We start from the raw sequence: 25,476 nt of genomic DNA on the forward strand, positions 1-25,476 counted from the left end.
AGAGTGAACCACCTGATCCCTTCCCGAACTCAGAAGTGAAACCTCTTAGCGCTGATGGTAGTGTGGCACTTGCCATGTGAGAGTAAGTCATCGCCAGCTTTTAAATACTAACACCCCCAACCTGACGGTTGGGGGTGTTTTTTTATTGTGGGAAAAAATAATGCTGTCTAAGAGCTTATTCTTGGCTTAACTCTTTCAAGATAGCTTCATTGAACTGTGGAATATCATCTGGGCAGCGTGAGGTGATAAGAGGCCAGTCATTGGTATTACAACGATGTACCGCTTCATCAACCCAATGTGCACCTGCATTTTCTAGGTCCAGACGAATGCTTTTATAGGACGTCAGATTTTTATCCTTAATGCGTTCTGCATTGATGAGTGTCCAAGGCGCATGACAGATTGCGGCAATTGGCTTGTTTTGATCAGTAAAATATTGAATGATGGCATGGGCTTTTTCGTTGAGCCGTAAGGTATCGGCATTGACGGTACCGCCAGGAATAATCAAAATATCGTAATCTTCTACAGAAACCTGATCCAATGAGGCTTGTGGTGTGTAACTTGGACCAAGTACCTTATCACCTTTTACCGTCTGCACAGCATCAAAGCTTTCTGCAGCATGGATGACTTCAATACCTTTGCCTTTTAAAAATTCGAGTGGCTGAATCAGCTCATCATGTTCAACGCCTGCGTTAGATGTGATGATTAATGCTTTTTTACCCATGGTTACGACCTCAAAATCATTTTTATTTTAGGGTAACAAGCTAAAAACATGAAAAATGTAGGGCTTTCTGGGGCAGATTGTATCTTGCGGGATACGATGTCAATTTCTGTTACATGCTTCAAATAGATAACAAATAGATAAAAAGAAGCCCCATCATCCTGACGGGGCTTCTTCGTATTCCGCTTATGTCGTTGATATCCTATTAACGACCACGTCCTGTGTGTTTTATTATTCTCAATGAGACTTCCTGTCTCTCTATGCTTCATATATTAACGATTAAGCTGGGTTGGATATAGACGTAAATCTACCTGATCAACGTACGCTTAGGCGTACAATTAAGCGATATGATACTTCTGTAGTTTACTTATTAACGCTGACAAGCCTTTCACTTCAAATTCATTGGCTTCAAACGTTTCTTCTTTATTACGTTTAAAAATATCACGGATTTCAAGAACTGCATTGCTGTCCACCAAGCCGATATAGGTCGCGACCTGACGGAGTTGATCAATTGAGCGCGAGCCATTGGTTGCACCATAGCCCACATAAGCCGCGGGTTTACCTTGCCATTCCTTAGCCACGTAATCCAATGCATTTTTGAGTGCTGGACTGTAGCCATGATTATATTCAGGGCTAATCAAGATAAATGCATCAGCGGCGGCAATTTTATCGGCCCATTGTTGTTGTTTAGGTTGGTCATAAACACCTGTCGCTGGAGGATGCGCGCCTGCAAAGATAGGTAAGGCCCATTCTTTCAGATCGATAATCTCGGTCTGAATATCATTTAATGAAAGTCCATTGATAGCCTGATCGACCCAATTGGCGATTTTAATGGCTGTACGGCCTTCGCGGATACTACCGACGATAATGTAAATGAGCATATTGATCTTCCTGTGTTATTGCTTTGAATCGAAAATAAATGTCTTTTAATGATCTTATACTTTTATTCAGGGTTAAAAAAAGCTCTCATTTGAGAGCTTTTATGTTACATCAATTTAATGCCTTGCTGTCCAGCAGGGGTAACCTTAAAGATTTCCACTTCAAAGGTAATATTTTTGCCTGCCAGTGGATGATTAAAATCGATTTCAGTGGTGTCATCATTGACCGATTTTACAATTCCAAATAAGGTGGCTTTGGCCTTATCTTCAAATTCAATCATATGACCAACGATGGGACGTTGTTCAAACTTAACCGTATCGAAGATCTGGATATTTTCAGCATTCCAGGGGCCAAAAGCATCTTCAGGTGGTAAATGTACAGTACGACGATCGCCTGCACGTAAACCAAATAAAGCTTTTTCAAAGCCAGGTAACAAGTTACCGTCGCCAATCACCAGACTGACAGGTTCTTCACGGCCACGGGTATTGTCGATCTCAACACCATTTTCGATTGAAACCGAAAAGTGCAAGTCAACTTTTGAACCGTCCTGAATACGAATTTCTTCGTTTGGGTGAATAATTTCGTTCATCTTATCTATCCGCATTTTGGTTGCGTTTCTTCTCGAGGAAGAAGGTATCGATTAGCAGTAAAATCGTTCCCAAAGTAATGGCACTATCTGCAAGGTTAAATGCCGGGAAATGGCTGTTCTGGTAATAGACATGGATAAAATCGACCACATAGCCCAGACTGACACGGTCAATCAGGTTGCCAATGGCTCCACCGAGAATCAACGCAATCGCCATAGGCAAAACGATCATTTTCTTTGGCATGCGCATCAGCCAGAACACAAAAATAACCGACACAATGCCTGCTAGAGAGGTAAACAGATAACGTTGCCAGCCACCCGCATCAGATAGAAAGCTAAATGCTGCGCCATGATTGTGAAGTAATGTCCAGTTTAAAAAAGGCAGAACCGGAACAGGATCAGCATAATTTAAATGCGAACTTGCAATCCATTTGGTCCATTGATCCAGCACAATGGCAAGGACAGAAAGTCCAAGCCACATGAAGTTGTGCGGGTAAAACTGGAATAAGCCTTTTTTCGCGGGGCTTGTTTGCACAGAATTATGCATATTTTCTCACTTCGCCACTGCCAGTGACATTGATAATACAACGAGCGCATAAACCAGCATGACCAACGTGTGTATTTACATCTGGCAGCACATGCCAGCAGCGTACACATTTTTCACCATCCGCCGCTGAAACCTGAACACGTAACCCGGCAAGGTCAGTGCTTTCACCTTGTTCAGCATACGGATGCACAATGACTTGAGAGGTGATCAAGACAAAGCGTAATTCATCAGCCAATTGGTTCAACAATTTCTGTAATGCTTCATCTGCCCAAAGTTCAACTTTTGCAGATAAGTTACTGCCAATCAGTTTAGCGTTACGTGCTGCTTCAATCTGTTTATTTACTGCTGATTTTACGCTAATCAATGTTTGCCAATCTGCTTCAGACAGTAAGTTTGCTGTTGATGCGGTTGGAATGTCATACCATTCAGCGGTAAACACATATTTTTCAGTTTGTTCTGGGATTAAAGGCCATGCTTCTTGTGCGGTAAAGCTGAGAATTGGTGCCATCCAGCGGACAAAGGCCTGAACGATATGGTATAGCGCGGTTTGGGCAGAATGACGTGCTTGTGAATCTGCCTTGGTTGTGTATTGACGATCTTTGATGATGTCGAGATAGAACCCACCCAAATCGTTGATACAGAAGTTGGTGAGGGCATTGGTCACAATATGGAAATTCATCTCTTCATAGGCTTGCTGAATGGTTTTTTGAACCTCAGCAGCACGTTGCAGGATGTATTGGTCTAATGCAATCAACTGGTCCACTGGCAGCGCATCCGTAGATGGCTTGAAGCCATTCAGGTTCGCCAGCAAGAAACGTAAGGTGTTACGGATACGACGGTAACCATCTGAAGCACGGCTAAAGATTTCTTTACCGGCCGTCATTTCATAACGGTAGTCTGCAGAAGCGATCCAGAAGCGTAAGCCATCTGCACCCATATCTTTAATAATGTCTTGTGGGGTAATGATATTACCTAATGATTTAGACATTTTACGGCCTTTCTCATCGACCACAAAACCGTGGGTGAGCAAGCCTTTATATGGCGCGCGTTCATTGATGGCAATTGAGGTCAGCAATGAAGACTGGAACCAGCCACGGTGTTGGTCTGAACCTTCAAGATACAAGTCTGCAGGATCTTGCAGGTCTTCACGTTCACGTAGCACCGCATAGTGGGTGGTGCCAGAGTCAAACCAGACATCCAGTGTGTCACGGATTGCATTGTAGTTTTCGGCATCTGCACCAATGAAGTCACTTGCTTCGCGGTTATACCAGCCGTCAATCCCTTCCTGTTCGATCAGCTTAGCCACTTCTTCAATCAGTTCAGGCGTACGCGGATGCAATTCGTTAGTATCTTTATGAACGAAGAACGGGATTGGCACACCCCAGGTCCGTTGACGTGAGATACACCAGTCAGGACGACCTTCAATCATGGATTGGATACGGCTTTGACCCCAATCAGGCACAAACTCGATGTCATTTTCAATCGCGTTTAATGCATTTTGGCGTAGACCGTTGGCATCCATGCTGATAAACCATTGTGGTGTCGCACGGAAGATAATTGGTGTTTTGTGACGCCAGCAATGCGGATAGCTATGCTTGATTGGCTGATGCGCCCATAAACGACCGACTGCACCCAACGCTTCAATAATTTGAGGATTGGCTTTATAGATGTGTTCGCCTGCAAAAATTGGTGCAGTGGGTAAATACACACCATTGCCGCCTACAGGGTTTTCAACTTTCAATTGATACAGCAAGCCGACTTTATAGTCGTCTACACCGTGGCCTGGTGCGGTATGAACTGCACCTGTACCACTGGTTGCAATCACGTGCTCGCCTAAAATGACAGGCACTTGGCGATCAGTTAATAGCGGATGTTGCAAAAGAAGGTTTTCGATTGCCGCACCTTTGAAATCAGCAAGAACAACTGGGTTTTCAAGCTTATAGCGCTCGATTGCCGATTCGACCAGATCTTTGGCCAGAATAAAGTTTTGCGTACCACGGTCAGTGGTCACCTGTACCAATTGATAGTCGATATCAGCATGCAACGCAACCGCCTGGTTGGCAGGCAAGGTCCATGGCGTCGTGGTCCAGATCACGATATCAGTCGCATCTTTCACCTCGACATTCAAACGTGTGCTGAGATCTTTCAGATCAACCACGGTAAAGCCGACATCAATCGCATCTGATTTTTTATCTTCGTATTCAACTTCAGCTTCAGCCAGAGAAGAACCACAGTCCATACACCAGTTCACTGGTTTTAAACCCGGCTCAATATGACCTGCCTTGGCGATTGCACCAAGCGCACGTACGATATCTGCTTCTTGTTTGAAGTTCATGGTGAGGTATGGATTGTCCCAGTCACCAAACACGCCCATACGTACAAAGTCTTTTTTCTGTAATTCGACTTGGGTGTAAGCATATTCACGGCATGCTTTACGGAAAGTTGATGCATCAACCTTGACGCCGACCTTACCGACTTTTTCTTCTACTTTCAGTTCGATTGGCAGACCGTGACAGTCCCAACCTGGCACATAAGGTGCATCGAAGCCATCTAAAACACGACTTTTGATAATGATGTCTTTTAAGACTTTATTGACGGCATGGCCTAAATGAATTTGACCATTGGCATATGGAGGGCCGTCATGAAGGACATATTTTTTCTTGCCAATACGCGATGCACGAATCTGCTGATAAATGTTGTCGGCATACCACTCTTCTAACCATTTGGCTTCACGCACAGCCAAGTTTGCCTTCATGGCAAATTCAGTCGCTGGCAAATTGAGTGTGGCTTTATAATCCACTGCATTTTCAGGAGTTTGCTTATCGCTCATGCAAGTTTTCTTCCAGTTTGATCAGTTTGTAAACTGACATGTATTACGTTTTAAATTTAAAAAGGAAATTCTGCTGTGCTGCTACGATAATCTCGCAACTTTTGCACATCATCATTAATTCCGGCTTTGAGGGCTTCAAGCGAAGGGTAATTCAGCTCACCATGTAAATAGTGAAGGAAGGTTACCCGCATCAATAAGCCATACAGATTAGCAGAAACATCAGGGAAATGTACCTCTAATCGCCATTCTGGCTGGTCTTGTTTGATGGCTGGGCGTGTTCCCACATGACCTGCACCAAACAAACTGTCGGCTTGATAGCCAGAGATGCCATTAAGGGCAGGATCTACATGTTTTATTTTTGCCGTAAGAGAGGCATCTTCACACACCACATCGACCGCATAAATCCCGTTTAAGCAGGGTTTATGGCGGTTCAAACGCACATTAATCGTTGGGAAATCAAGGGTGCGACCAATCTGGTCACCATACTGGACACGGCCAGTGATGCTATATGGACGTCCCAGTAATTTTGCCGCTAAAGCCAGATCACCTGCTTGTAGGACCTGACGAATACGGGTTGAACTGACCCGTTCACCGTTTAAGGCAATGGTATTTAAATTGGTGACATCAAAGCCATAGTTGCGTAGAAATTCGCTGTTGCCTTGACGATCTTTACCAAAATGGAAGTCATCTCCCAGTACAAGGCTTTGCGCATTCAGTTTTAATTTGAGTAGGTCTGCAAATTCTGTGGCATTTAGACTTCTAAAATATTGATCGAATTTTGCGACCGCAATGTAATCCACACCGAGCTCGGTTAAATATTCTACTTTTTCACGTAATGAGCTAATCCGTGGTGGAGCATCATAACCTTTAAAAAATTCAAGCGGTTGCGGCTCAAAAATCATCACTAATGTTTTTAAGCCTTGCGCAGAAGCCAACGTTTTGAGTTGAGCAATCATCGCTTGATGGCCGAGATGGACACCATCAAAATTGCCGATCGTTACCGCAGTCGGCGGTAACTGAAAATCTGGCGATAATGCGTTGAGACGAAGCAACTTCATGGGCGTTAAATACAGTGATTTTTGCAAAGGCTATATATTGCCATATTCTCAGCGTTTCGTCTTGTTGTTGTGTTTTTACACAGAAAAATTTCAGGATTTAGAAGTTTTATATCAATTAAATTGATTCATTAAATAAAAATAAATCAATTTTTCTTATTTAATGGTTGAATTAAAATAGCTGCATAGTCGCTTGATATCGAGATAGAGATGAAAAAGCCGTTTTATCAGCTAGAGCAGAGCACCGATGTAATACGCCATTTTACCCCGAACTGGTTTACTGCCACCATGGGCACCGGGGTTGTGGCGATGATTTTAACACAGCTGCCTTTTGCTTCATCTCTTTTGTTTATGCTTGCGACGAAGTTGTGGCAATTCAATATTCTGTTATTTAGCACTTTTAGTGTGCTGTATATCTTACGCTGGATCTTATTTCCAACTGAAGCCAAGCAGATTTTTACTCACCCCAACATGAGCTTATTCCTCGGTGCGATTCCGATGGGCTTAGCCACGATTGCCAATGGTTTTCTCAGTTTCGGAACACATTTATATGGCGATATTGCCATCCAGATAGCCACTTACCTTTGGTATATCGATGTTGTTCTTGCTGTAGTGATTGCGTGGGTGGTGCCATTTTGCATGTTTAGTTGTCAGGACCATCAACTGCAACGCATGACCGCCGTCTGGCTGTTGCCGATCGTGGCTTGTGAAGTTGCTGCCAGCTCTGCGGGCTTGTTGTTGCAACATTTAGCAGCCGATCAGCATGCCTTGACCATCTTGATCACAGGCTATGTATTATGGGGCATTTCTGTCTTACCTGCTTTTGCGATTTTAACCATCCTGATGTTACGTCTGGCATTGCATCAGTTGCCTGAGAAAGAAGTGGCGATTTCTAGCTGGCTATGTTTGGGCCCGATTGGGACAGGGGCGTTAGCGTTATTATTACTTGGTGAGCAGGCGCCACGGATCATGCAAGCGATGGGCTTTGAAGGCTTGGCAACGTTATTACCTGCTTTAGGCATCGTAGCGAGTCTGGTGTTATTAGGCTTCGGTTTATGGTGGTTTGGTATCGCGATTTTGACTACATTACGCCATATGCGCACTGGCATTCCATTTAACCTAGGCTGGTGGGGTCTCACGTTCCCGTTCGGTGTATTTATTTTGGCGATTTTTAATCTGGCACATCAGTTACATATCGGTTTTTTACAGTATGCGGCTGTGGTTCTCAGTTTGCTGCTGGTCGGATTATGGGCCTTGGTGATGAAGAAAACGCTGGCAGGGGCATATAGCGGTCAATTATTTTTCTCTCCCTGTTTGGTCGCCTTACAGCAGAAGATGCAATAATATCAAGGTGTGCCTGAGCACACCTTTTTTGTGTCTCTATTTTGATTTGAACGAGTCTTTTTATGAATGCTGATATTGCCCTGATTATGGCGTTGCCGAGTGAATCCAAAGGTTTGTTTGAGCAAGCAGGGATTGACGTTCATTACAGTGGCATCGGCAAAATTAATGCAGCATTCAAGGCATTTGAAGTGATTCAAAAGACGGGATGCAAAACGCTGATCAATTTAGGCAGTGCCGGAAGTTCCCATTTTGATGCGCATAGTCTGGTTGAAGTCACGACTTTCGTGCAGCGTGATATGGATGTAACTCCTTTAGGTTTCGCCGTGGGTGTGACACCAATGGATGACGAGATTCCTGCTGAAATCCATGCCCAGCCGCATTTTGAGCTTTTACCCAAAGGAATTTGTGGTACGGGTGATTCGTTTGAAACAGGCTTACCGAAAGTCAGCTGTAATCTGGTGGATATGGAAGGCTATGCCTTAGCTAAAGTATGTCAGAAACTGGGTGTACGTTTGATTTCTGTTAAATATATTACTGATGGTGCCAATGATACGGCTCATTTAGATTGGGAAGAAAATCTACTGCTTGGCGCGCAAAAATTATTGGCGTTGTATCAGGCGCATTTTTAAATGCAATGATCTAATGCTGTAGTATATGTTGGTGAAAAATTATTAATCTTTTGAAAGTAAAAGTTATTTTTTATTTAAATCGAATAGTGCTCATTATCTTAAATGAAAGGGTTTTCACTTTTCCATGGCTCATACCTAAAAATAATTTGACCATTTTCAACACAAATGATCCATGTATAAAAATATTCTTCGCCAAGTCCACGACATTCAAAATTAGAATTAGGAAATAGCTTTATTATTTTTTCTATTAACTCAAAACAATAAATAGGATCAACATTAAGACTATCTTTACCATTAAAAAAGGCCGTGGCTAAATTGCTATAGACATCTTCATGAATTCCATCATTTTTCAATATTTCCAAAATTTTTTGCTTTTCTGACGAAAGGTCCAACTCATCAAAGTCAGTATGTCTAATTTGTAATTCTGTGAAAAAACTCATTATTTCTAACCCTCCTATTATCAAGTGGAATTACCATACACTATAAAATTTTCCTAAAATTAATATAATATTTTTTATAATAAATACTTAAGACTTTATATTTAGCATCACTATCCTAGTCAATTCTGTTTCAGTGTTATACGCCTTGAAAAAAAGCGACTAACAAAGCCGCTTTTTCTATTTCAGTCGTTAAAATAAAGCTTATGAAGAAAATTTAACGCGGCAATACGCCGTATAACATCACATGCACAGTATGCTCGATGCTGCGTTGAAACATACTCCGATTACGCAAGGTTTTGCCTGTCACCATTTCAATCTGGGTCGAGAAATCCGCGTAATTCTGTGTAATGGCCCAGATATTCAGAATCAACAGTTCTGGATCAATCTCTGCCGACAATTTACCTTGTTCTTGCCAAGTTTGAATGACTTTAGCTTTACGCTTAAACAGCTTTTTTAACGGACCTTTCAGGATCGGCAAAATATGAGGAGCACCTTGAATAATCTCGAGTGCAAATAAACGTGAAGCCTTCGGCTGGTCACGTGAGCTTTCAATTTTTTGAATTAAATAATGCGTCAGTGCTTCTGTCGGTTCAAGTTCAGACTCCAAGGTCTGCAAAGGTGCCAGCCATTTTTGCAGAACCGTGGTGAGCACTTCCACATACAGTGACTCTTTATTTTCATAGTAGTAGAAAATATTGGATTTATGCATATTTGCGAGCTGTGCAATCTCATCCAGACTTGCGCCACTAAACCCATAGACGGAAAAAACATCCAGGGCAGCATTCAGCAGTTGATTGCGCTTTTGTGTACTTTTTTTCTGTTCCATCTGCGAGCTTGATTCAAAAAATGTCATTGACATTGTAAGATAAATTGCCGGATTTGTGCACAGTCACAGAATTTTTTTATCGAAAAAATTATACTTTTTGGGCCAAAATTGGGGATGTGTTTGATAATTATTGAAATCTAAAAAAGGTCATACATATTTTGTAAATAATTCATATATTGGTCATCAATTGAAATCGTTATTTTTGATGACTTGCCGCATTTTTTAGAAAAAGTGAAACGGTTTTAGGTGGCTAAAACCGCATCAAGGACTTGTTGTTCAAGTTGTGCAAAAGCAATACTCTTTTTACGTGGACGTGGCAGATTCACCTGAAAATTATGCGCGATATGGCCCTGATCCAGAAGGATAATTCGATCTGCCAACTGAACAGCTTCACTTACATCATGTGTCACCAGAATGGCGGTAAAGCCTTGTTCCTTCCAGAGACGTTCGATCAGGTTTTGCATTTCCAAACGGGTCAGGGCATCTAAGGCGCCTAAAGGTTCATCCAGAAGCAAAATACGGGGTGAATGCGAGAGCGCACGTGCCAGTGCGGCACGTTGACGTTGCCCCCCTGAAAGTTGTGCAGGCCATTGCGAGGCTTTTTCTTTTAAACCGACTTTTTCCAGTAAGGTTGCTGCGAGTTGGTGCTGTTCTTTAGGTAGTCCCAATTGCACATTTTGCAGAACGCTTTTCCACGGCAGCAGGCGAGGGTCCTGAAACATCACCCGAATGTCTGCATTGGTGATACCTTCACGAAAATGACGGGCAGACTGGAATTTAATTTCACCATAACTGGCTTTTTCGAGTTGGGCAATCAGACGGAGCAGGGTACTTTTACCACAGCCACTACGTCCGACGACCGCAACAAATTCACCGGCCTGAATATGCAGATCAAGATCTTCCAGAACCTTGACTTCACCATAAAACTTATACAGTTGTTCAATCAGAATATCTGCGCCATTGGCAGGTGCCTGAGCTGTTTCTGGTTCAGTGACTGGTTGCACCAGATTATTGTCATAGAAATTTAGATTTAAATTACTCATCTTTATCTCCCTTTTATTTCTGGTAGCCTGCATGCCAGCGTAATAAATAACGTTCTAAACCTTGAGCCAAGACATCGGCCAATTTGCCCAGCAGTGCGTAGAGTAAAATACCGACCAGCACAATATCAGTCTGTAAAAATTCCCGTGCATTCATGGTCATATAGCCGATTCCTGATTGTGCAGAAATTGTTTCGGCCACAATCAAAAGGACCCAGACCAGTCCTAAAGAGAAACGCAGACCGACCAGTATGGAAGGCATGGCACCGGGTAAAATGATGTCTTTATACAACTGCCAGCGGCTAAGTCCATAGCTTTTACCCATTTCGATCAGCTGGGGATCGACGGAACGGATGCCGTGATAGGTATTGATGTAGATTGGGAAAAACACGCCCACTGCAACCAGAAACAGTTTGGCCGTTTCATCAATCCCGAACCATAAAATCACTAATGGAATCAGGGCCAATGCCGGAATGTTACGGATCATTTGCAAGGTGGTATCAAGCAAGGTTGAAGCAATACGCGATGAGCCGTTGAGTAGCCCTAAAATCAGCCCCAAGCCACCGCCAATCAGTAAACCCAGTAAAGCGCGACCCGCACTGACTTTGACATGCTGCCAAAGTTCACCACTGAGCAGTAAGTGCCAGAACGCACTTACCACAGCACTTGGAGCGGGTAATACCCGGCTTTGTAACAGGCCCGAACTTGAAGCAGCCTGCCAAACCAGCACCAGTAACACTGGAAATAGCCAAGGCAATAAACCGCTGCCTATTTTTTGTGTTCCACGTGAAACATTATTGACGGAAACTTTACTATTCATGCAGTCTCCTTGGCCAAGGGCTTAGCTTCCTTGACCTCCGGCACGTAATTATTGGCAATGATTTCACCAAAGGGGCCGGTTAAATGTGGCTGTGCCAGTTTTTCGCGGGTTTTAAGGGGTAATAATGGGAAAACTAGTTCTGCAAAACGGATCGATTCTTCCAGGTGTGGATAGCCTGAGAAGATAAAGGTATCGATACCTAAATCGGCATATTCCTGAATACGTGCCGCAACCGTTTCAGGATCACCGACCAAAGCGGTTCCTGCGCCGCCACGGACCAGCCCAATGCCTGCCCAGAGGTTCGGTGAAACTTCAAGTTGATCTTTACGTCCGCCGTGAAGGGCAGCCATACGCTGCTGGCCAACAGAATCCATTTGCGCAAATTTTTTCTGCGCTGCAGCAATGGTGGCATCATCCAGATATTGAATCAGCTCATCTGCTGCTGCCCAAGCCTGTTCATTGGTCTCACGCACAATCACATGTAAGCGGATCCCGTAATTCAGGGTACGCCCTTTGGCCGCTGCTTTGGCACGCAAATATTCGACCTTTTCTTTCACTGCAGCAGGAGGCTCACCCCAGGTCAAATAGGTATCGACCTGTTCTGCTGCCAATTCAGTTGCAGCTTCTGATGAACCACCAAACCACAGTGGAGGATAAGGTTGCTGTACAGGCGGGTAGAGCAGTTTGGCGTCATCGACACTGAGGCGTTCGCCGTGAAAGGTAAACGATTCGCCAGTATGTGAGCGGGTCAGGATTTCACGCCAGATTTTGACATATTCAGAGGCAGTCTGATAACGGGTACTGTGATCTTCATAGAGACCATCACCCTTGAGTTCTTGCTCGTCGCCGCCAGTCACCAAATTAAGCAGAATACGCCCATTGGAGAGGCGGTCAAAGGTGGCGGCCATACGGGCAGCAAGTGCCGGGGTGGTAATGCCAGGGCGCAGAGCCACCAGAAATTTCAGCTGTTTGGTGGCATCAATCAGGCTGGCAGCGGTGATCCATGGATCTTCACAAGAGCGTCCGGTCGGAATCAGGACACCGGCATAACCGAGATTGTCCACCGCTACGGCAATCTGTTTCATATAAGCATGATCGACCTGACGAGCGCCCTTGCTGGTGCCAAGATAACGACTGTCACCATGAGTGGGAATAAACCAGAAAATATTCATATGCTTACCTATCTATTGAAATCACTTGGCTTGCCAAACAGCTTGTTTGATACGGATGCTGTTCGGAATAATGCCTTGCTGGCTAAAAATGTCCGCGAGTTGTTGTTGCTCTGCAATCACCTTGGCATTCAGTGGCGCGGCGGCAGAAGGGCGCGGACGACGTTGCACAAATAAACTGCTGACAGCTGGTTTAAGGCCTGTACTTTTGCCAATCAGGTCGGCAGTTTCATTCTGATGTTGCTGGACCCATCGATCGGCCTGATTAATCTGTTTTAGCAGTCCTGTCACGGCTTGAGGATGCTGCTGGACAAAATTCGGTGCTGCTAGATAAAAGGTATAATTGGGACTCAGATTTTTACCTGTCGCCAGGACTTTGGCCTGATCTTCCAGTTCGGTTGATGCGTAATAAGGATCCCAGATTGCCCAGGCGTCGACCGCTCCTTTTTGAAATGCAGCCCGTGCATCGGCAGGAGTGAGCCAAATCGGCTGGATATCACTCCATTTCAAACCTGCTTTGCGTACGGCCTGAACCAGTAAAAAATGTGCACTCGAGCCTTTTTGTAAGGCAATACGCTTACCTTTAAGATCGGCGAGCTGTTTTAAGCTGGAACCCTTTGGGATTAAAATTGCGGAAGCCAGCGGTTTTGCGGTTTCATAGGCAATGTAGTAGAGCGGTTTTCCTGCCGCTTGTGCATAGACTGGCGGGGCGTCGCCTGTGACTCCCACATCAATCGAGCCGACTGCGAGCGCTTCTAAAATTTGTGGGCCAGCTGGAAACTCGTTCCATGTCACTTTGGCATTGGGAAACTCTTGTTCCAGTAGTTTTTGCTGCTTGGTAATGGCAAAGTTAATCGAACTTTTTTGAAAGCCAATCCGCAGCTGTTTAACACTTGGATCAATTGCCCAGACCGGGCTGCTTAGCAACATGCCCAGACTGGCCAAGGTGATCAAAGATTCGAACCGACGGGTGTGTTGCTGCATGACCATATCCTTATACTCAAATAGAAGACTTAAAATGGGCTTATTTCTTGCTCAGTAATGCATCTTGAATGACCAGTTGCTTGGGAATCAGCTTCTGGGCAAAAAATGCATCAGCCACATATTGCTGTTCTTTGGCAACCTTTTCGGAAATAGGCTGAACTCCAAAGCCCATACGGGAAATCGACGTTTTTAAAATATCGAATTCAAGTGCGGTCGGTTTTTCTAATAGTTTTGCAGCATCGTCTGGATGCGTTTTGACCCAGTCCGTGGTTTGATTGAGCGTGGTGACCACGGTATTTAGCACTTGCGGATGATTTTCTGCGAATTGGCGATCAGATAGATAGAATTGATGGTTACTGACCAGATGTTCGCCATTGGCAATGACACGTGCATGAATCTGATGCTCAGCTGCAGCTAGGAATGGATCCCAGATCACCCATGCATCGACAGCACCTTTTTCAAAGGCAGCACGTGCATCTGAAGGCGGAAGGTAAACGGGCTGGATATCACTTAAGGTCAGATTATTTTCTTCCAGTAACTTAAGTAATAGGTAATGCACGTTGGAACCTTTATTCAATGCAATACGCTTGCCTTTTAAATCCTGAATCGATTGAATTGGCGAATCTTTTTGCACAATCAAGGCTTCTGCGGATGGGGCAGCGGGCTGATTGGCCACATAGACCAGATTGGGATTGGCAGCCTGGGCAAAGATCGGTGGTGCTTCACCAGCCTCGCCCAAGACCACACTTCCGACGTTTAAACCTTCCAATAACTGGGGTCCGGCCGGGAATTCAACCCATTTCACCTGTACACCCTGAGCAGCAAGCGTTTTTTCTAATTCACCTTTTGCTTTGACAATCGGCAAGATGCCATACTTTTGAAAGCCGATATTTAATGTGGTGGTTTCTTGTTTTGTGGTGCTTTGCTGCTCAGGTTTTTTGGCACAGCCTGCAACACCCAACAAACTGGCAAGACTTGCCGCGATGAGGGTAGATGTTGTCCATGAGCGATGGTTTGAAATAGCCATGATGGTTGTGCTCCCCGAAAAATCAAAAGATTTAAATAGATGAGCAACTAAGCTAAAACTTTTTTTATTGCATAAAAAATAACAAATCGGGCTTTGTTTATGAGTAAAAGTGCAAAATACAAGATTGCATAACCTTATCCATAAATGGAATAAGAATTAAAAAATGAAACATATTAAGTTTTTGTTTTTAATTGAATTTTTATTATTTTATCGGTTGGTGAATTTATTCTTCATACAGACTTAAGCAGAGATAATGATGATGAAGAGAGATCTTTATCAAAAATAAACATATCTCTTCATCGTGCTAAATGCTTAGCGCAGTCTCTTTTTAAATACCAGAGAATTACGCTGATAGTTATATAACTCCTGACGCGCATTCGGTAAATCATCGACGCTGGCAGGGACAAAGCCCTGTTCCAGAAACCAGTGCGCGGTTCGGGTGGTAAGCACAAACAGTTGCTGAATACCTTGTTGTTTGGCTTTGCTTTCCAGAAATTGTAAAATCTGGCTACCGCGATTGGATTTACGATAGCTTGAATCCACAGCCACGCAGGCAATTTCAGCAGAACGGATTTCATCTGATCCGGCCGGAATCGGGTATAGGGCTGCACAGGCCAGGATCATACCGTCCCGTTCAATTACCGCAAACTGTTCAATTTCGCTTTCCAGACGTTCACGCGAGCGATAAACCAGAATGCCTTCCTGCTCCAGTGGACGTAACAGGTTAATTAAACCGCCGACGTCATTGATATTGGCAATGCGGACTTCTTCATAATGCGCATCAGTAATCAGGGTACCGACACCATCACGGGTGAACAGCTCTTCAATCAGGGCACCATCATAGGCATATGAAATCAGATGCACACGATGCACTCCCGATAAAGAGGCCTGTTGCGCCTGTTTGAGATGGAGCGCAAATTCTGGATATTGTTGCTGGTTCTGTTGAATATAGGGTTCCAGCTGGTGCGGATTTAACTCACGCAATAACTGGTGCTGCGTATCCATTAAACCTTGTCTTTCACCCAGGAAAATCAGTTTATCGGCTTTTAATGCAATCGCGGTCTTGGTCGCCACTTCTTCTGCCAGTAAATTAAAGACTTCCCCTGTAGTTGAATAGCCGGTTGGGCCCAGCAAGACGATATTATGGTTATCCAGATGACGCTGAATGGCATCAGTATCCACCGAACGGACTTCACCCGTAAGCTGGAAGTCGATACCATCACGAATCCCGTAAGGTTTGGCAGTGACAAAATTACCAGACACCACATCAATGCGAGCGCCGTACATTGGTGAATTAGCCAGACCCATCGAGAGTAGGGCTTCAATTTCCAAACGAATTGAACCCACCGCATTCATGACACCACGTAATGATTCGCGGGTGGTAATGCGATGGTTCTGGTGAAAGGGCGTGTCAATATTGCGATCAAGCAGATTCTGATTGATTTGCGGGCGTGCGCCGTAAACCAGAATGAGTCGGATGCCCAGAGAGTGCAACAGGGCAATATCATGAATAATATGTTGAAAATTTTCGTGTTGAACTGCTTCACCGGCAAACATCAGGATAAAGGTTTTATCACGATGGGCGTTAATATACGGTGCGGAATGGCGAAACCAGTGTACATAATCTTTGGTTGTACTATGTAACGTTTCAGTCATTTGGGTCGCCATGTGAATCTCAGAGATGTACCAATTGATCTGATTTTAACGAAAAAAATGAAAAGATAAATCACTTCCTAAACCAACAACCCAACTTTTAGCGGTCAAGCGATTGGCGCTGTGCCTAGAAACCCATAATACGGATAATGCTGTTATCTTCCGAATTGACCAAAATATAGTCGTTGTTGATTTTGTACCATTGCTCGTTACGGCTCGGTCGAGGAAGATTATTATCTTTATAATCGACTTTATAACCGTTGCCACGATAGTGCTGTGGCATGACATAACCTGCCTGCCAGCGATGTTGCTTTAAGCGCTCGACACCACGTTCTTCACGCATACGGCGTTCACGTTGACGATTTTCACCATCCGGACGATCAAAGCCACGACCATTTTGCCAGCCGCCACCGCGCGAATCCTCATCACGATCGTGCGGACCTGCAAAACTCCCCATGCTACTGAACAGGGTGGTTGAACCTAAAACCAAGATAATGAAAAATTTTTTCATGATGCACCTTATTGACTTCGGATGTCTCTCATGTGAACTACTGTACGTTAAAAATGCAGAGAAACTGTGAAGATCAATTCATTATTGTTTTAAAACAATGAAGAGTTTTCACTCATTTCTCTGAAAAAACAGTTTTAACCTCAGGGTCCAATGTTATTTAGAATTATTGTAAGGATGAAATTAAGCTTGGGCGTCAATACTTTGCCCGTTCATGTCCAGACTATCGTCACCCATCAGGTACAGGTAGGCTGGCATAATGCTATCCGGTGTTGGAAGAACCTTTGGATCTTCTTCCGGATAAGCCTTGGCACGCATCGCGGTACGTGTACCCCCTGGATTGATGCAGTTAAATCGGATATTCGGATAGGTATTTTCAGCGGCAAAAATCTTGCTCATGGCTTCAGTGGCTACTTTAGAGACTGAATAGGCACCCCATAAGGCACGGGCTTCACGGCCGACACTGGAACTGGTAAATACCACAGAGGCGTGTTCAGATTTCTGTAGCAACGGTAATAAGGCCTGGGTAAGGGCAAAAGGCGCACGTAAATTGACTGCCATGACATCATCCCAGACATCGACCGGATATTCTGCCAGTTCAACACGGTCACCGAGCATGCCTGCGTTATGCAAGATACCATCAAGGCGGCCGAATTGCTGTTCCAGCGTATTGACCAGAAGCTCGTAGTCATGCGTTGAAGCAGTGGAAAGCTGCAAAGGTAAGATTGCAGGTTGAGGCGCACCCAAACCTTCAATTTCGTCATAGATCACTTCAAGTTTATTCAGGGTACGGCCGTGTAATACAACGGTTGCACCATGAAGGGCATAACTCATCGCAGCAGCACGTCCAATACCATCACCAGCACCAGTGATCAGGATAATACGGTCTTTCAGCAAATCTGGACGAGGTTGATATTCTGAATATTTCATTGTTATGCCTCCTGTTTTTATCGTTAATAATTAACCCATCATACCCTGATTTTCTGACAAAACAGTGATTTTCTGTTTGAGCAGCTGGTGTAATTCGGGGATGGTGTGAATAATGGCATCGGCCTGCCAGGCCGCCAGATCATCACGTGTTTCTACAGGCAAATAACCATAAGCAGCCAGAATGGTATACATGTCTGCATTACGGCCTGCATCAATATCACGTGGATGATCGCCGACATAAATGATGTCTTTGGCATCAAGATTAAGCTTTTTAGCCGCCAGATACATCGGTTCCGGATCGGGTTTGGTGTGGCTGACATCTTCCGGGCAAACCAGCACAGCGCAACGATCGGTCAGGTTTAAGGCCGCGAGTAAAAGCTCACTTAAGCCACGAGGCTTATTGGTCACAATACCCCACGGGATATCGTGGGCTTCCAGTTCTTCCAGTAAAGGATACATGCCTTCAAACAGGTTGGTGTCGACTACAATATTGTCACCATAGACATCTAAAAAGCGCTGGCGATGTCCTAAAAATACAGGATCGGTAATCTCTAATTCGGGATAGACCAGTTTCACCATGGCACGTGCGCCTTCAGACACCTGCGTGCGAATGGTTGCGGCATCCACCACAGGGCGCTGCTCATCACGGCACATTTGCTGAATGATACGGATAAAGTCGGCAGCGGTATCGATCAGCGTACCATCAAGATCAAATAAAACAGCTTTCATCACGCACCTGTATTTGTGGTATGAACCATATAATTCACGTCAACATTTGGCGCTAACCAGTAATGTTTGGTGATCGGGTTGTAATGTAAACCGGTCATTTCTTTGAGGGTGAGACCTGCATTGCGGATATCATGTGCCATTTCTGAAGGGCGAATGAATTTATGATAGTCATGCGTGCCTTTTGGCAGTAAACGAAGCACGTATTCCGCACCGATAATGGCAAATAAATATGATTTCGGATTACGGTTAATGGTCGAGAAGAATACATGACCGCCTGGCTTAACCAAAGCCTGGCAGGCTTTGACGATTGAAGCAGGGTCTGGTACATGTTCCATCATTTCCATACAGGTTACTACATCATATTGACCGGCCTGTTCCTGCGCCAGTTGCTCGACTGGAATCTGACGGTATTCAATATTTTCAACATTGTCCTGCTGGGCATGCAAACGCGCCACGGCAAGCGGCGCTTCGCCCATATCAATGCCCACAACATCGGCACCACGACGTGCCATGCTTTCTGCCAGAATCCCGCCACCACAGCCGACATCAAGGACTTTCTTGCCTGCTAGGCCGCCCACGCGTTCATCCACCCAGTTTAGACGTAAAGGGTTGATTTGATGGAGCGGGCGGAATTCAGAATGTTGATCCCACCATTTGGCAGCCAATGCTTCAAATTTTGCGATTTCTTGCGGGTCAACATTCAATTGCGACATGGAAGAGCCTCTATCAATATTTTATGGAGTTGTAATGATGATCAAATCCTTAGTTAAAACATTAAACCAAGCAGAGTCTTGCCGAGTTTTCATCTTATTTCAGGATAGACCTTCGGTTCGACCTACCTTACGAAACGTTGTTTCTCATTTCGGGAAAAGTAGGCAAAACCATTGTCATCTGCAAAACCTGAGGGACGAATAGCAAAGATTAATAATCTTTGCCGTACCGCAAGGTGAAAGCTATGCTTGAAAAAAAACTACGCACTTCGCTTGTCTTGCGCTACACCAAAGCTTTAATGCTTTGGTTCGCTCAGGTTGCAGATGACGTTGTCGAGTATCTAATTTCAGAGAATGTTTTGAGTCTGAATTTAGCTTAGTGTAGCGATTCTGGCAAAAAAAGCGATAAATCCAATAAAAAACTTCACAGAAGCAAAACGAATTGCTCGTGTTTGTTTTATATTTAGCATATAAACTTACGAAAAATGCTTAGAGGAAAAGCAAAGTCAATGAAAAAGTTAGTATTAAGTGGTTTGAGTGTGGCTGCATTAGCATTTTCAATGAATGCCGTGGCAGCTGATTTTGTGGCTGGTAAGGACTATACCGTGATTGCAAATCCAGGTAAAACGGTTGCACCAGCCGGCCAGCTCGAAGTGCGTGAATTCTTCTGGTATGGTTGCCCGCACTGCTTCAAGCTTGAACCGCATATGCAGGCATGGTTAAAACAAATTCCAAAAGACGTCTATTTCCTTCGTACACCGGCGGCAATGAATAAGGTCTGGGAACAAGGCGCGCGTGGTTATTATGTTTCTGAAGCATTAGGTGTGCGTAAAAAGACACATATTCCACTGTTCCATGCGATTCATGAAGGTGGCCAGCAGATCTTTGACCAGGCTTCTCAGGCAAAATTCTTTGCCCGTTACGGTGTACCTGAGCAGAAGTTTAACAGCATGTTTAACTCTTTCCCGATCTCTGCAAAAATTGCCGAATCAAATAAACTGGCACAGCAGTACCAGTTGACGGGTGTTCCTGCCGTGGTGGTAAATGGTAAGTATGTGGTTCAGGGTGAAGATGGTAAAGTCACTCAAGTAGTCAATTACCTGTTAGAAAAAGAACGTAAAGCCAAATAATTAATGCATTTACATATTTAAAAAAAGGACTGCCGCGACAGTCCTTTTTTATTTAGTCTTGTTCCAGCTGAAAGTCTTTTAAATCAATCTGGACTTTCTGGGTGGGCAGCGACAAGGCCTGATTGACATACAGATTAATCAATTTCTCACGTGAACCGATCGAACGCTGGTAGTAGCTTGAGTTCAACAATAAGGCCGCGCCATAGGTCAGTGACCAGATATAAGACAAATAATCACGGATCGACATATCGTAATTCTGTGATTTTAAATATTTTTCAGTCATGTCTTTTAACGACACAATACGTTGTTGACGGATCGAGTAAAGCTCATCAAACAGATGCTTTAACTTGGATTCGGTCATGGTCAGATGTTCTTCTAACTGATGCAGCAGAATGGTACGGCTTGGTGAAGTAAGGTGATAGAGCATGTAACGTGGTGCATACTCTTTGACATCCGTATTGTATTTATCTGAAATTTTTAAGATTTCTTTTTCATTCTGGATAATCAGTTCCAGCAGTAACTCATTTTTACTACGGAAATGTTTATATAGGGTGCCTTTGGCAATATCCAGTTCAGCAACCAGTTCATCGAGGGTCATTTCTTGGTTGTTTTCTAATAACAGCTTTTCTGCAACCTGCAAGATTTTTTCTTTACGAATTAAGAACTGAGTATGACGATCTGGATTCATGATGCTTATAAGCTCCTCATAGTGTTCTACACTGCATTTGCATTAGTGTCCAATGCATCATAACGCGAAGCAATGCTTTTATATATCAAACTTTGGTTTGGATATGATCAAGCGTTTTGGGGTTCCCAGTTGGAAATCCCACTGAATAATAAGCGCACTTGGGTCGCGGCATTGTCAATAAACAGATTTTGCTGTTCGAGTAAATGATCGATCGTGTATTGTTTTGGCAGATTGATCCAGGTCATGGCCCAGGTAAATGACATATTAATCAGGATGGTCGAAAGCACCTGCAAATGCTTGGCTTCCTTGATGTGTTTGAAGGTTTCTAGCTTGCACAGGTCAATCGCCAGATCTTCGATCAGAAATTCAATTTCACGTGCGATAGCAATACGTACCGTTTCAGATCCGCCCCAACGCTCCGCAATCATAAATTGCCATTGTTGCGGGCTGTGATTAACCGCCTGTACAAATAATTCAATGCTGGTCCGGGTTTTGGCCGAACCACTGTGTAACAGATAACTTTGGCCCAATTGATGAATCAGGCTTTTTAAATGCAAGGAAACCTGATCGACCAGCTCTTGTCCGAGCGCATCCATGTCCTGAAAATGACGATAAAACGCCGTTGGAACCAAACCAACTTCACGTGCAACTTCACGCAAGCTAATACTACTGAATGAGCGCCCAGCAGTGCTGAGGTGGAGGGCTGCATCCAGTAAAGCCTGTCGACTCTGTTGTTTTCGTTCATCTCTAATCGACATGAATAAGATCCATTAAAACCATACCAAAGAGTCTAGCAAAAAAAACGGAAACTTTTTAGTCTTCGTACATTGCTAAATACAGATGTTTTTGATCTTTATGGATGCAACAGGTATGCAAATTACCCGTCGTATCTGAAAAAAGTGCTTTATTTTCCCCGTATTTTGAGTGGCTTATAACACGTATAAAAAATATTCAAAAAATTAGTGAACAAGTGTTGACTCAGTGAACACAAATAAATATAGTGTACACATGTTCACTACATGAACATTTGTTCACTCAAAATAAATAGCCAGATACAAAACGAGGAACGTATGAACGCAGAGTTAAGTTATCAGCCACATTGGATTCGAGAAGATTTCGTTGATTTTATCTTGCAAAAGATCAAACCAACCTTCGCTTGGAAACGCATTCTTGCGCAAGTCACTGCTGTGCAGCCGCTGAGCGAAGATATGGTTTCCCTCAGCTTAAAGCCCAATCATCATTTTGATGTTCGCCAGGTGAAAGCCGGTCAAAGCGTTTTGATTACCCTGATGATTAACGGGGTCTATCAGCAACGTAGTTATTCGATTATTGAAGTTACGCAGCAAGGCGAAATCCGTCTAGGCATTAAAGTGCAAGGTGTGGTGTCTAAAGCAGCACAACAATTGCGTGTTGGAGACAGTTTCGAGATCTCTCAGCCACAAGGTGATTTCGTCTTACATCAAGGTCAGCAACCTGCATTACTGATTGCTTCAGGTTCAGGCATTACCGCGATTTATGCTTTATTAAAACAAGCGTTGCAACAGCAGCTTGAACACGTGCATGTGCTGTATTTTAACCGTGCTGAAGTATTGCATCAGGACATCTTGGCTTTGGCTGAGCAATATCCACAGTTGCACTATCACTTCTTTAATACGGCACAGCAAAAACAGCATTTAGATGTAGCATTGTTAGAAAAGTTAGTCCCGAATTTTAAACAAATGCAAGCCTATGCCTGTGGTCACCACAGCATGATGAAACAGGCGCAACAGATTTATACCGAGCATGCGGCAGCGGAAAACTTTCATCAAGAGTTTTTCCAACCTGTACAAGTCGAGCACTCCAGTGAAGCTCAACCGGTTAGCTTCCGTCGTGCACAACAGAATTTTATTGCCACCACCAATCTGTTGAGCAGTGCAGAGCAAGCGGGCTTACGACCACAACATGGTTGCCGCATGGGTGTGTGTAACCGTTGTAGCTGTACCAAAGTCAGCGGCGTAACCCAGAACCTGCTCACGGGTGAAATTGATGATCAACCGAATCGTCCAATCAAGTTATGTGTGAGCCAGGCACTGAGCCCAGTTACCATTGACCTATAAAAACAAAGATATTTGAGGATCAGCACAATGAATATGGCATTAGAATTTAAAAACGTATCCAAGTCAGCGCATTTAACCCCTGAACAGGTTGAAGAGTTTGGTCGCCGTGTCGAGCAAATCCGACTGGAAGTGATGCAAAACCTCGGTGAGCAGGATTCAAAATATATTTATAAAGTGCGTAATTTCGTGCGTTATACCGAAATCGCATCGCGTGGCATGCTGATGTTCGGTGGCTGGATTCCACCGGTATGGTTACTGGGAACCGCCATGCTGGGTGTGTCTAAGATCGTCGAGAATATGGAGCTGGGCCATAACGTGATGCATGGACAGTTTGACTGGCTCAATGATCCAAGTTTACGTGGTGAAGATTACGACTGGGACAATACCTGTTCAGGCAATGACTGGCGCTATACCCATAACTATATGCACCATACCTATACCAATATTGTCGGTAAAGATCATGATGTGGGTTATGGCATTTTACGTGTCACAGAAGACCAGAAATGGGAAGTACGCCATTTGGCCAATATTCCGTTGGCCTTACAGTTAATGTTCTTTTTCCAGTGGTATGTGGGGGTACAAAACCTGCATCTGGAAGATGCACTGGTGTATAAAACCAAAACCTGGAAACAGGTCTGGGCAGATGCGGCGGAGTTCCGTAAAAAAGCCAGACGCCAGGTGCTGAAAGATTATGTATTCTTCCCGGCTATTGCCACTGTCAACTTTATTCCAGTATTGGCGGGTAATGCCGTAGCCAATATTATCCGGAACCTGTGGTCATCAGCTGTGATTTTTAATGGTCACTTTACTGAAGATGCCGAGACCTTCGAAGCGGACAATACCGAGAACGAGACCAAGGCGCAGTGGTATCTGCGCCAGATTCGTGGTTCGAGTAACTTCACCGGCGGGAAGTGGATGCACTTCATGAGCGGTAATTTAAGCCATCAGATCGAGCATCATTTATTTCCGGATATGCCTGCCAATCGTTATGAACAGGTGGCACCACAAATCAGGGCATTATGTGCCGAATATGGCGTGAATTATAACGAAGCCAACTTTATGAAGCAGTTCTGGACCGTGTGGGTGCGTTTGGCCAAATGTTCATTGCCGAATGACTTCTCTGCGCAACTGGCACAAGGTTGGAGCACCCTTAAGTCAAAGTTTAAGTTTGCTTAATTGGGTGAATTGTAACGAATAAGTAAAACTGAAAGCACGTGTAATTGAGCTATACTATGGCGCAATGATATTTGAGCCATAGTTTTAAGGAATCGTTATGCGTATTGACCAAAGAGCATTAGACCAATTACGTGAGGTAAAAATTACCCGTAACTATACCCGTTACGCAGAAGGCTCAGTTTTGGTTGAGTTTGGTCATACTAAAGTGTTGTGTACGGCGAGTATTGATAACTCGGTACCACGCTTCCTGAAAGGTCAGGGTCAAGGCTGGGTAACTGCTGAATATGGCATGTTGCCACGCTCAACCCATACCCGTAGTGATCGTGAAGCGGCGCGTGGTAAACAAACCGGTCGTACTCAGGAAATCCAGCGTCTGATTGGCCGTAGTTTACGTGCCATGGTGGACTTGAAGAAGTTAGGTGAGAACACCATTACCATCGATTGTGATGTGATTCAGGCCGATGGCGGTACCCGTACTGCGGCAATCACCGGTGCAGCAGTGGCTTTGGTAGATGCTATGAATGTATTGCTCAGCAACAAGAAAATTAAACAGGACCCATTAAAAGGTCTGGTGGCAGCAATTTCAGTGGGCATGTATCAGGACGAAGTGCTCCTCGATCTATGCTACGAAGAAGATTCAAATTGCCAAACGGATTTGAACGTGGTGATGACACAGGCGGGTGAATTTATTGAAATTCAGGGCACGGCAGAAGACAAGCCGTTTACCCGCCAGCAGTGCAATGCCATGTTAGAGCTTGCAGAAAAAGGAATCATGGAATTGATTCAGAAGCAACAGCAGGCACTCGGTTGGTAAGTTCCAGTTGATAGTGCGGGCGGTCTGGTGTGTTTAGACCGCCTTTTTTTTATCTGTTTTTTGTCATCAAACTGCGATCAAATCATCATCGAACTGTCATTTAGATTGTATTGACTATCTGCACTGATATTGAACGGATCGTCAAATG

General features: G+C 44.2%; 26 protein-coding genes and 1 rRNA gene. 7 read left to right on the forward strand and 20 right to left on the reverse strand.

Translation table 11 applies throughout. From position 1 onward, the window contains the following. Window positions 1–99: ribosomal RNA gene (gene rrf / locus JO943_RS16055) — 5S ribosomal RNA — on the forward strand; the annotation flags it as partial. Between the two features lie 76 nt (window positions 100–175). Here rrf and JO943_RS16060 read toward each other — a convergent pair. From JO943_RS16060 to ribF, 6 genes are all read right to left on the reverse strand, one after another. Beyond that, window positions 176–721: a type 1 glutamine amidotransferase domain-containing protein gene (locus JO943_RS16060; RefSeq protein ID WP_202741298.1), complete on the reverse strand. Its 546-nt coding sequence runs from the start codon at window positions 719–721 to the stop codon at window positions 176–178. Window positions 722–1,056: 335 nt separating this feature from the next. Beyond that, window positions 1,057–1,599 carry an NADPH-dependent FMN reductase gene (locus JO943_RS16065; RefSeq protein WP_202741299.1) on the reverse strand — a complete coding sequence of 181 codons (543 nt, stop codon included), beginning with the start codon at window positions 1,597–1,599 and terminating at the stop codon, window positions 1,057–1,059. Between the two features lie 104 nt (window positions 1,600–1,703). Continuing rightward, window positions 1,704–2,186, reverse strand: a complete 483-nt coding sequence (locus tag JO943_RS16070) for an FKBP-type peptidyl-prolyl cis-trans isomerase (RefSeq protein ID WP_009516399.1) — start codon at window positions 2,184–2,186, stop codon at window positions 1,704–1,706. Between the two features lies 1 nt (window position 2,187). After that, a complete protein-coding gene (gene lspA, locus JO943_RS16075) occupies window positions 2,188–2,718 on the reverse strand; it encodes a signal peptidase II (RefSeq protein ID WP_165569320.1) in 531 nt (176 codons plus the stop codon). Window positions 2,719–2,722: 4 nt separating this feature from the next. Further along, complete coding sequence (gene ileS / locus JO943_RS16080) at window positions 2,723–5,560, reverse strand: isoleucine--tRNA ligase (RefSeq protein WP_199949954.1); 2,838 nt, start codon at window positions 5,558–5,560, stop codon at window positions 2,723–2,725. A gap of 56 nt (window positions 5,561–5,616) precedes the next feature. Then, window positions 5,617–6,618: a riboflavin biosynthesis protein RibF gene (gene ribF, locus JO943_RS16085; protein ID WP_202741300.1), complete on the reverse strand. Its 1,002-nt coding sequence runs from the start codon at window positions 6,616–6,618 to the stop codon at window positions 5,617–5,619. A gap of 207 nt (window positions 6,619–6,825) precedes the next feature. Between ribF and JO943_RS16090 the strand changes: the two genes are divergently transcribed. Continuing rightward, window positions 6,826–7,959: a TDT family transporter gene (locus tag JO943_RS16090; protein WP_202741301.1), complete on the forward strand. Its 1,134-nt coding sequence runs from the start codon at window positions 6,826–6,828 to the stop codon at window positions 7,957–7,959. A gap of 62 nt (window positions 7,960–8,021) precedes the next feature. Next, window positions 8,022–8,588 (forward strand): 5'-nucleosidase, encoded by a 567-nt coding sequence (locus tag JO943_RS16095; protein ID WP_202741302.1) that lies wholly within the window; start codon window positions 8,022–8,024, stop codon window positions 8,586–8,588. A gap of 98 nt (window positions 8,589–8,686) precedes the next feature. Here the strand turns inward: JO943_RS16095 and JO943_RS16100 are convergent, their stop codons facing one another. The 12 genes from JO943_RS16100 to ubiG all read right to left on the reverse strand — a co-directional run bounded on the left by JO943_RS16100 (window position 8,687) and on the right by ubiG (window position 19,427). Further along, window positions 8,687–9,028, reverse strand: coding sequence for a hypothetical protein (locus tag JO943_RS16100; RefSeq protein WP_202741303.1), 342 nt, complete (start codon window positions 9,026–9,028; stop codon window positions 8,687–8,689). A gap of 214 nt (window positions 9,029–9,242) precedes the next feature. Further along, window positions 9,243–9,854: a TetR/AcrR family transcriptional regulator gene (locus JO943_RS16105; RefSeq protein WP_005228225.1), complete on the reverse strand. Its 612-nt coding sequence runs from the start codon at window positions 9,852–9,854 to the stop codon at window positions 9,243–9,245. A gap of 242 nt (window positions 9,855–10,096) precedes the next feature. Beyond that, window positions 10,097–10,897, reverse strand: a complete 801-nt coding sequence (locus JO943_RS16110) for an ABC transporter ATP-binding protein (RefSeq protein ID WP_032870817.1) — start codon at window positions 10,895–10,897, stop codon at window positions 10,097–10,099. Between the two features lie 13 nt (window positions 10,898–10,910). Next, window positions 10,911–11,714: an aliphatic sulfonate ABC transporter permease SsuC gene (ssuC, locus tag JO943_RS16115; protein WP_202741304.1), complete on the reverse strand. Its 804-nt coding sequence runs from the start codon at window positions 11,712–11,714 to the stop codon at window positions 10,911–10,913. Beyond that, window positions 11,711–12,886, reverse strand: coding sequence for an FMNH2-dependent alkanesulfonate monooxygenase (gene ssuD / locus JO943_RS16120; protein ID WP_009516397.1), 1,176 nt, complete (start codon window positions 12,884–12,886; stop codon window positions 11,711–11,713). The genes ssuC and ssuD overlap by 4 nt, the downstream gene beginning before the upstream one ends. Window positions 12,887–12,907: 21 nt before the next feature. After that, window positions 12,908–13,813, reverse strand: a complete 906-nt coding sequence (locus JO943_RS16125) for a sulfonate ABC transporter substrate-binding protein (protein WP_413814533.1) — start codon at window positions 13,811–13,813, stop codon at window positions 12,908–12,910. A 94-nt stretch (window positions 13,814–13,907) separates the two neighbouring features. Further along, the gene (locus JO943_RS16130; protein ID WP_202741306.1) at window positions 13,908–14,894 is read right to left on the reverse strand and encodes a sulfonate ABC transporter substrate-binding protein; all 987 of its coding nucleotides are present in this window, start codon (window positions 14,892–14,894) and stop codon (window positions 13,908–13,910) included. A 312-nt stretch (window positions 14,895–15,206) separates the two neighbouring features. Next, complete coding sequence (gene argA / locus JO943_RS16135; protein ID WP_202741307.1) at window positions 15,207–16,562, reverse strand: amino-acid N-acetyltransferase; 1,356 nt, start codon at window positions 16,560–16,562, stop codon at window positions 15,207–15,209. A gap of 112 nt (window positions 16,563–16,674) precedes the next feature. After that, on the reverse strand, window positions 16,675–17,058 hold the full coding sequence (locus tag JO943_RS16140; protein WP_004773416.1) for an RcnB family protein: 384 nt from the start codon (window positions 17,056–17,058) through the stop codon (window positions 16,675–16,677). A gap of 180 nt (window positions 17,059–17,238) precedes the next feature. Then, window positions 17,239–17,985 carry a YciK family oxidoreductase gene (locus tag JO943_RS16145; RefSeq protein WP_005228239.1) on the reverse strand — a complete coding sequence of 249 codons (747 nt, stop codon included), beginning with the start codon at window positions 17,983–17,985 and terminating at the stop codon, window positions 17,239–17,241. Window positions 17,986–18,015: 30 nt separating this feature from the next. Beyond that, a complete protein-coding gene (locus tag JO943_RS16150) occupies window positions 18,016–18,717 on the reverse strand; it encodes an HAD family hydrolase (RefSeq protein WP_171062236.1) in 702 nt (233 codons plus the stop codon). Next, window positions 18,714–19,427: a bifunctional 2-polyprenyl-6-hydroxyphenol methylase/3-demethylubiquinol 3-O-methyltransferase UbiG gene (gene ubiG / locus JO943_RS16155; protein ID WP_009516391.1), complete on the reverse strand. Its 714-nt coding sequence runs from the start codon at window positions 19,425–19,427 to the stop codon at window positions 18,714–18,716. Before ubiG ends, JO943_RS16150 begins: the two co-directional genes overlap by 4 nt. 506 nt (window positions 19,428–19,933) lie before the next feature. Here ubiG and JO943_RS16160 point away from each other — a divergent pair. Further along, on the forward strand, window positions 19,934–20,554 hold the full coding sequence (locus JO943_RS16160; RefSeq protein WP_005281463.1) for a thiol:disulfide interchange protein DsbA/DsbL: 621 nt from the start codon (window positions 19,934–19,936) through the stop codon (window positions 20,552–20,554). Between the two features lie 52 nt (window positions 20,555–20,606). Here JO943_RS16160 and JO943_RS16165 read toward each other — a convergent pair whose 3' ends face one another. Both JO943_RS16165 and JO943_RS16170 read right to left on the reverse strand, forming a co-directional pair. Further along, entirely contained in the window at window positions 20,607–21,242 is a 636-nt protein-coding gene (locus JO943_RS16165) for a TetR/AcrR family transcriptional regulator (RefSeq protein ID WP_005228246.1), read from the reverse strand. 107 nt (window positions 21,243–21,349) lie between these two features. After that, window positions 21,350–22,000, reverse strand: coding sequence for a TetR family transcriptional regulator (locus JO943_RS16170; RefSeq protein WP_005228248.1), 651 nt, complete (start codon window positions 21,998–22,000; stop codon window positions 21,350–21,352). A 312-nt stretch (window positions 22,001–22,312) separates the two neighbouring features. On the opposite strand from JO943_RS16170, the gene JO943_RS16175 reads away from it, so the two are divergent. From JO943_RS16175 to rph, 3 genes are all read left to right on the forward strand, one after another. Beyond that, a complete protein-coding gene (locus tag JO943_RS16175) occupies window positions 22,313–23,338 on the forward strand; it encodes a flavin reductase family protein (protein WP_032876864.1) in 1,026 nt (341 codons plus the stop codon). A gap of 33 nt (window positions 23,339–23,371) precedes the next feature. After that, the gene (locus JO943_RS16180; RefSeq protein ID WP_171071012.1) at window positions 23,372–24,514 is read left to right on the forward strand and encodes a fatty acid desaturase family protein; all 1,143 of its coding nucleotides are present in this window, start codon (window positions 23,372–23,374) and stop codon (window positions 24,512–24,514) included. A gap of 97 nt (window positions 24,515–24,611) precedes the next feature. Beyond that, window positions 24,612–25,328, forward strand: a complete 717-nt coding sequence (rph, locus tag JO943_RS16185) for a ribonuclease PH (protein WP_005228254.1) — start codon at window positions 24,612–24,614, stop codon at window positions 25,326–25,328. Window positions 25,329–25,476 lie beyond the last annotated feature (148 nt).

It is taken from the genome of Acinetobacter sp. 'aerobic (ED)', assembly GCF_904886855.1.
GTDB lineage: Bacteria > Pseudomonadota > Gammaproteobacteria > Pseudomonadales > Moraxellaceae > Acinetobacter > Acinetobacter courvalinii.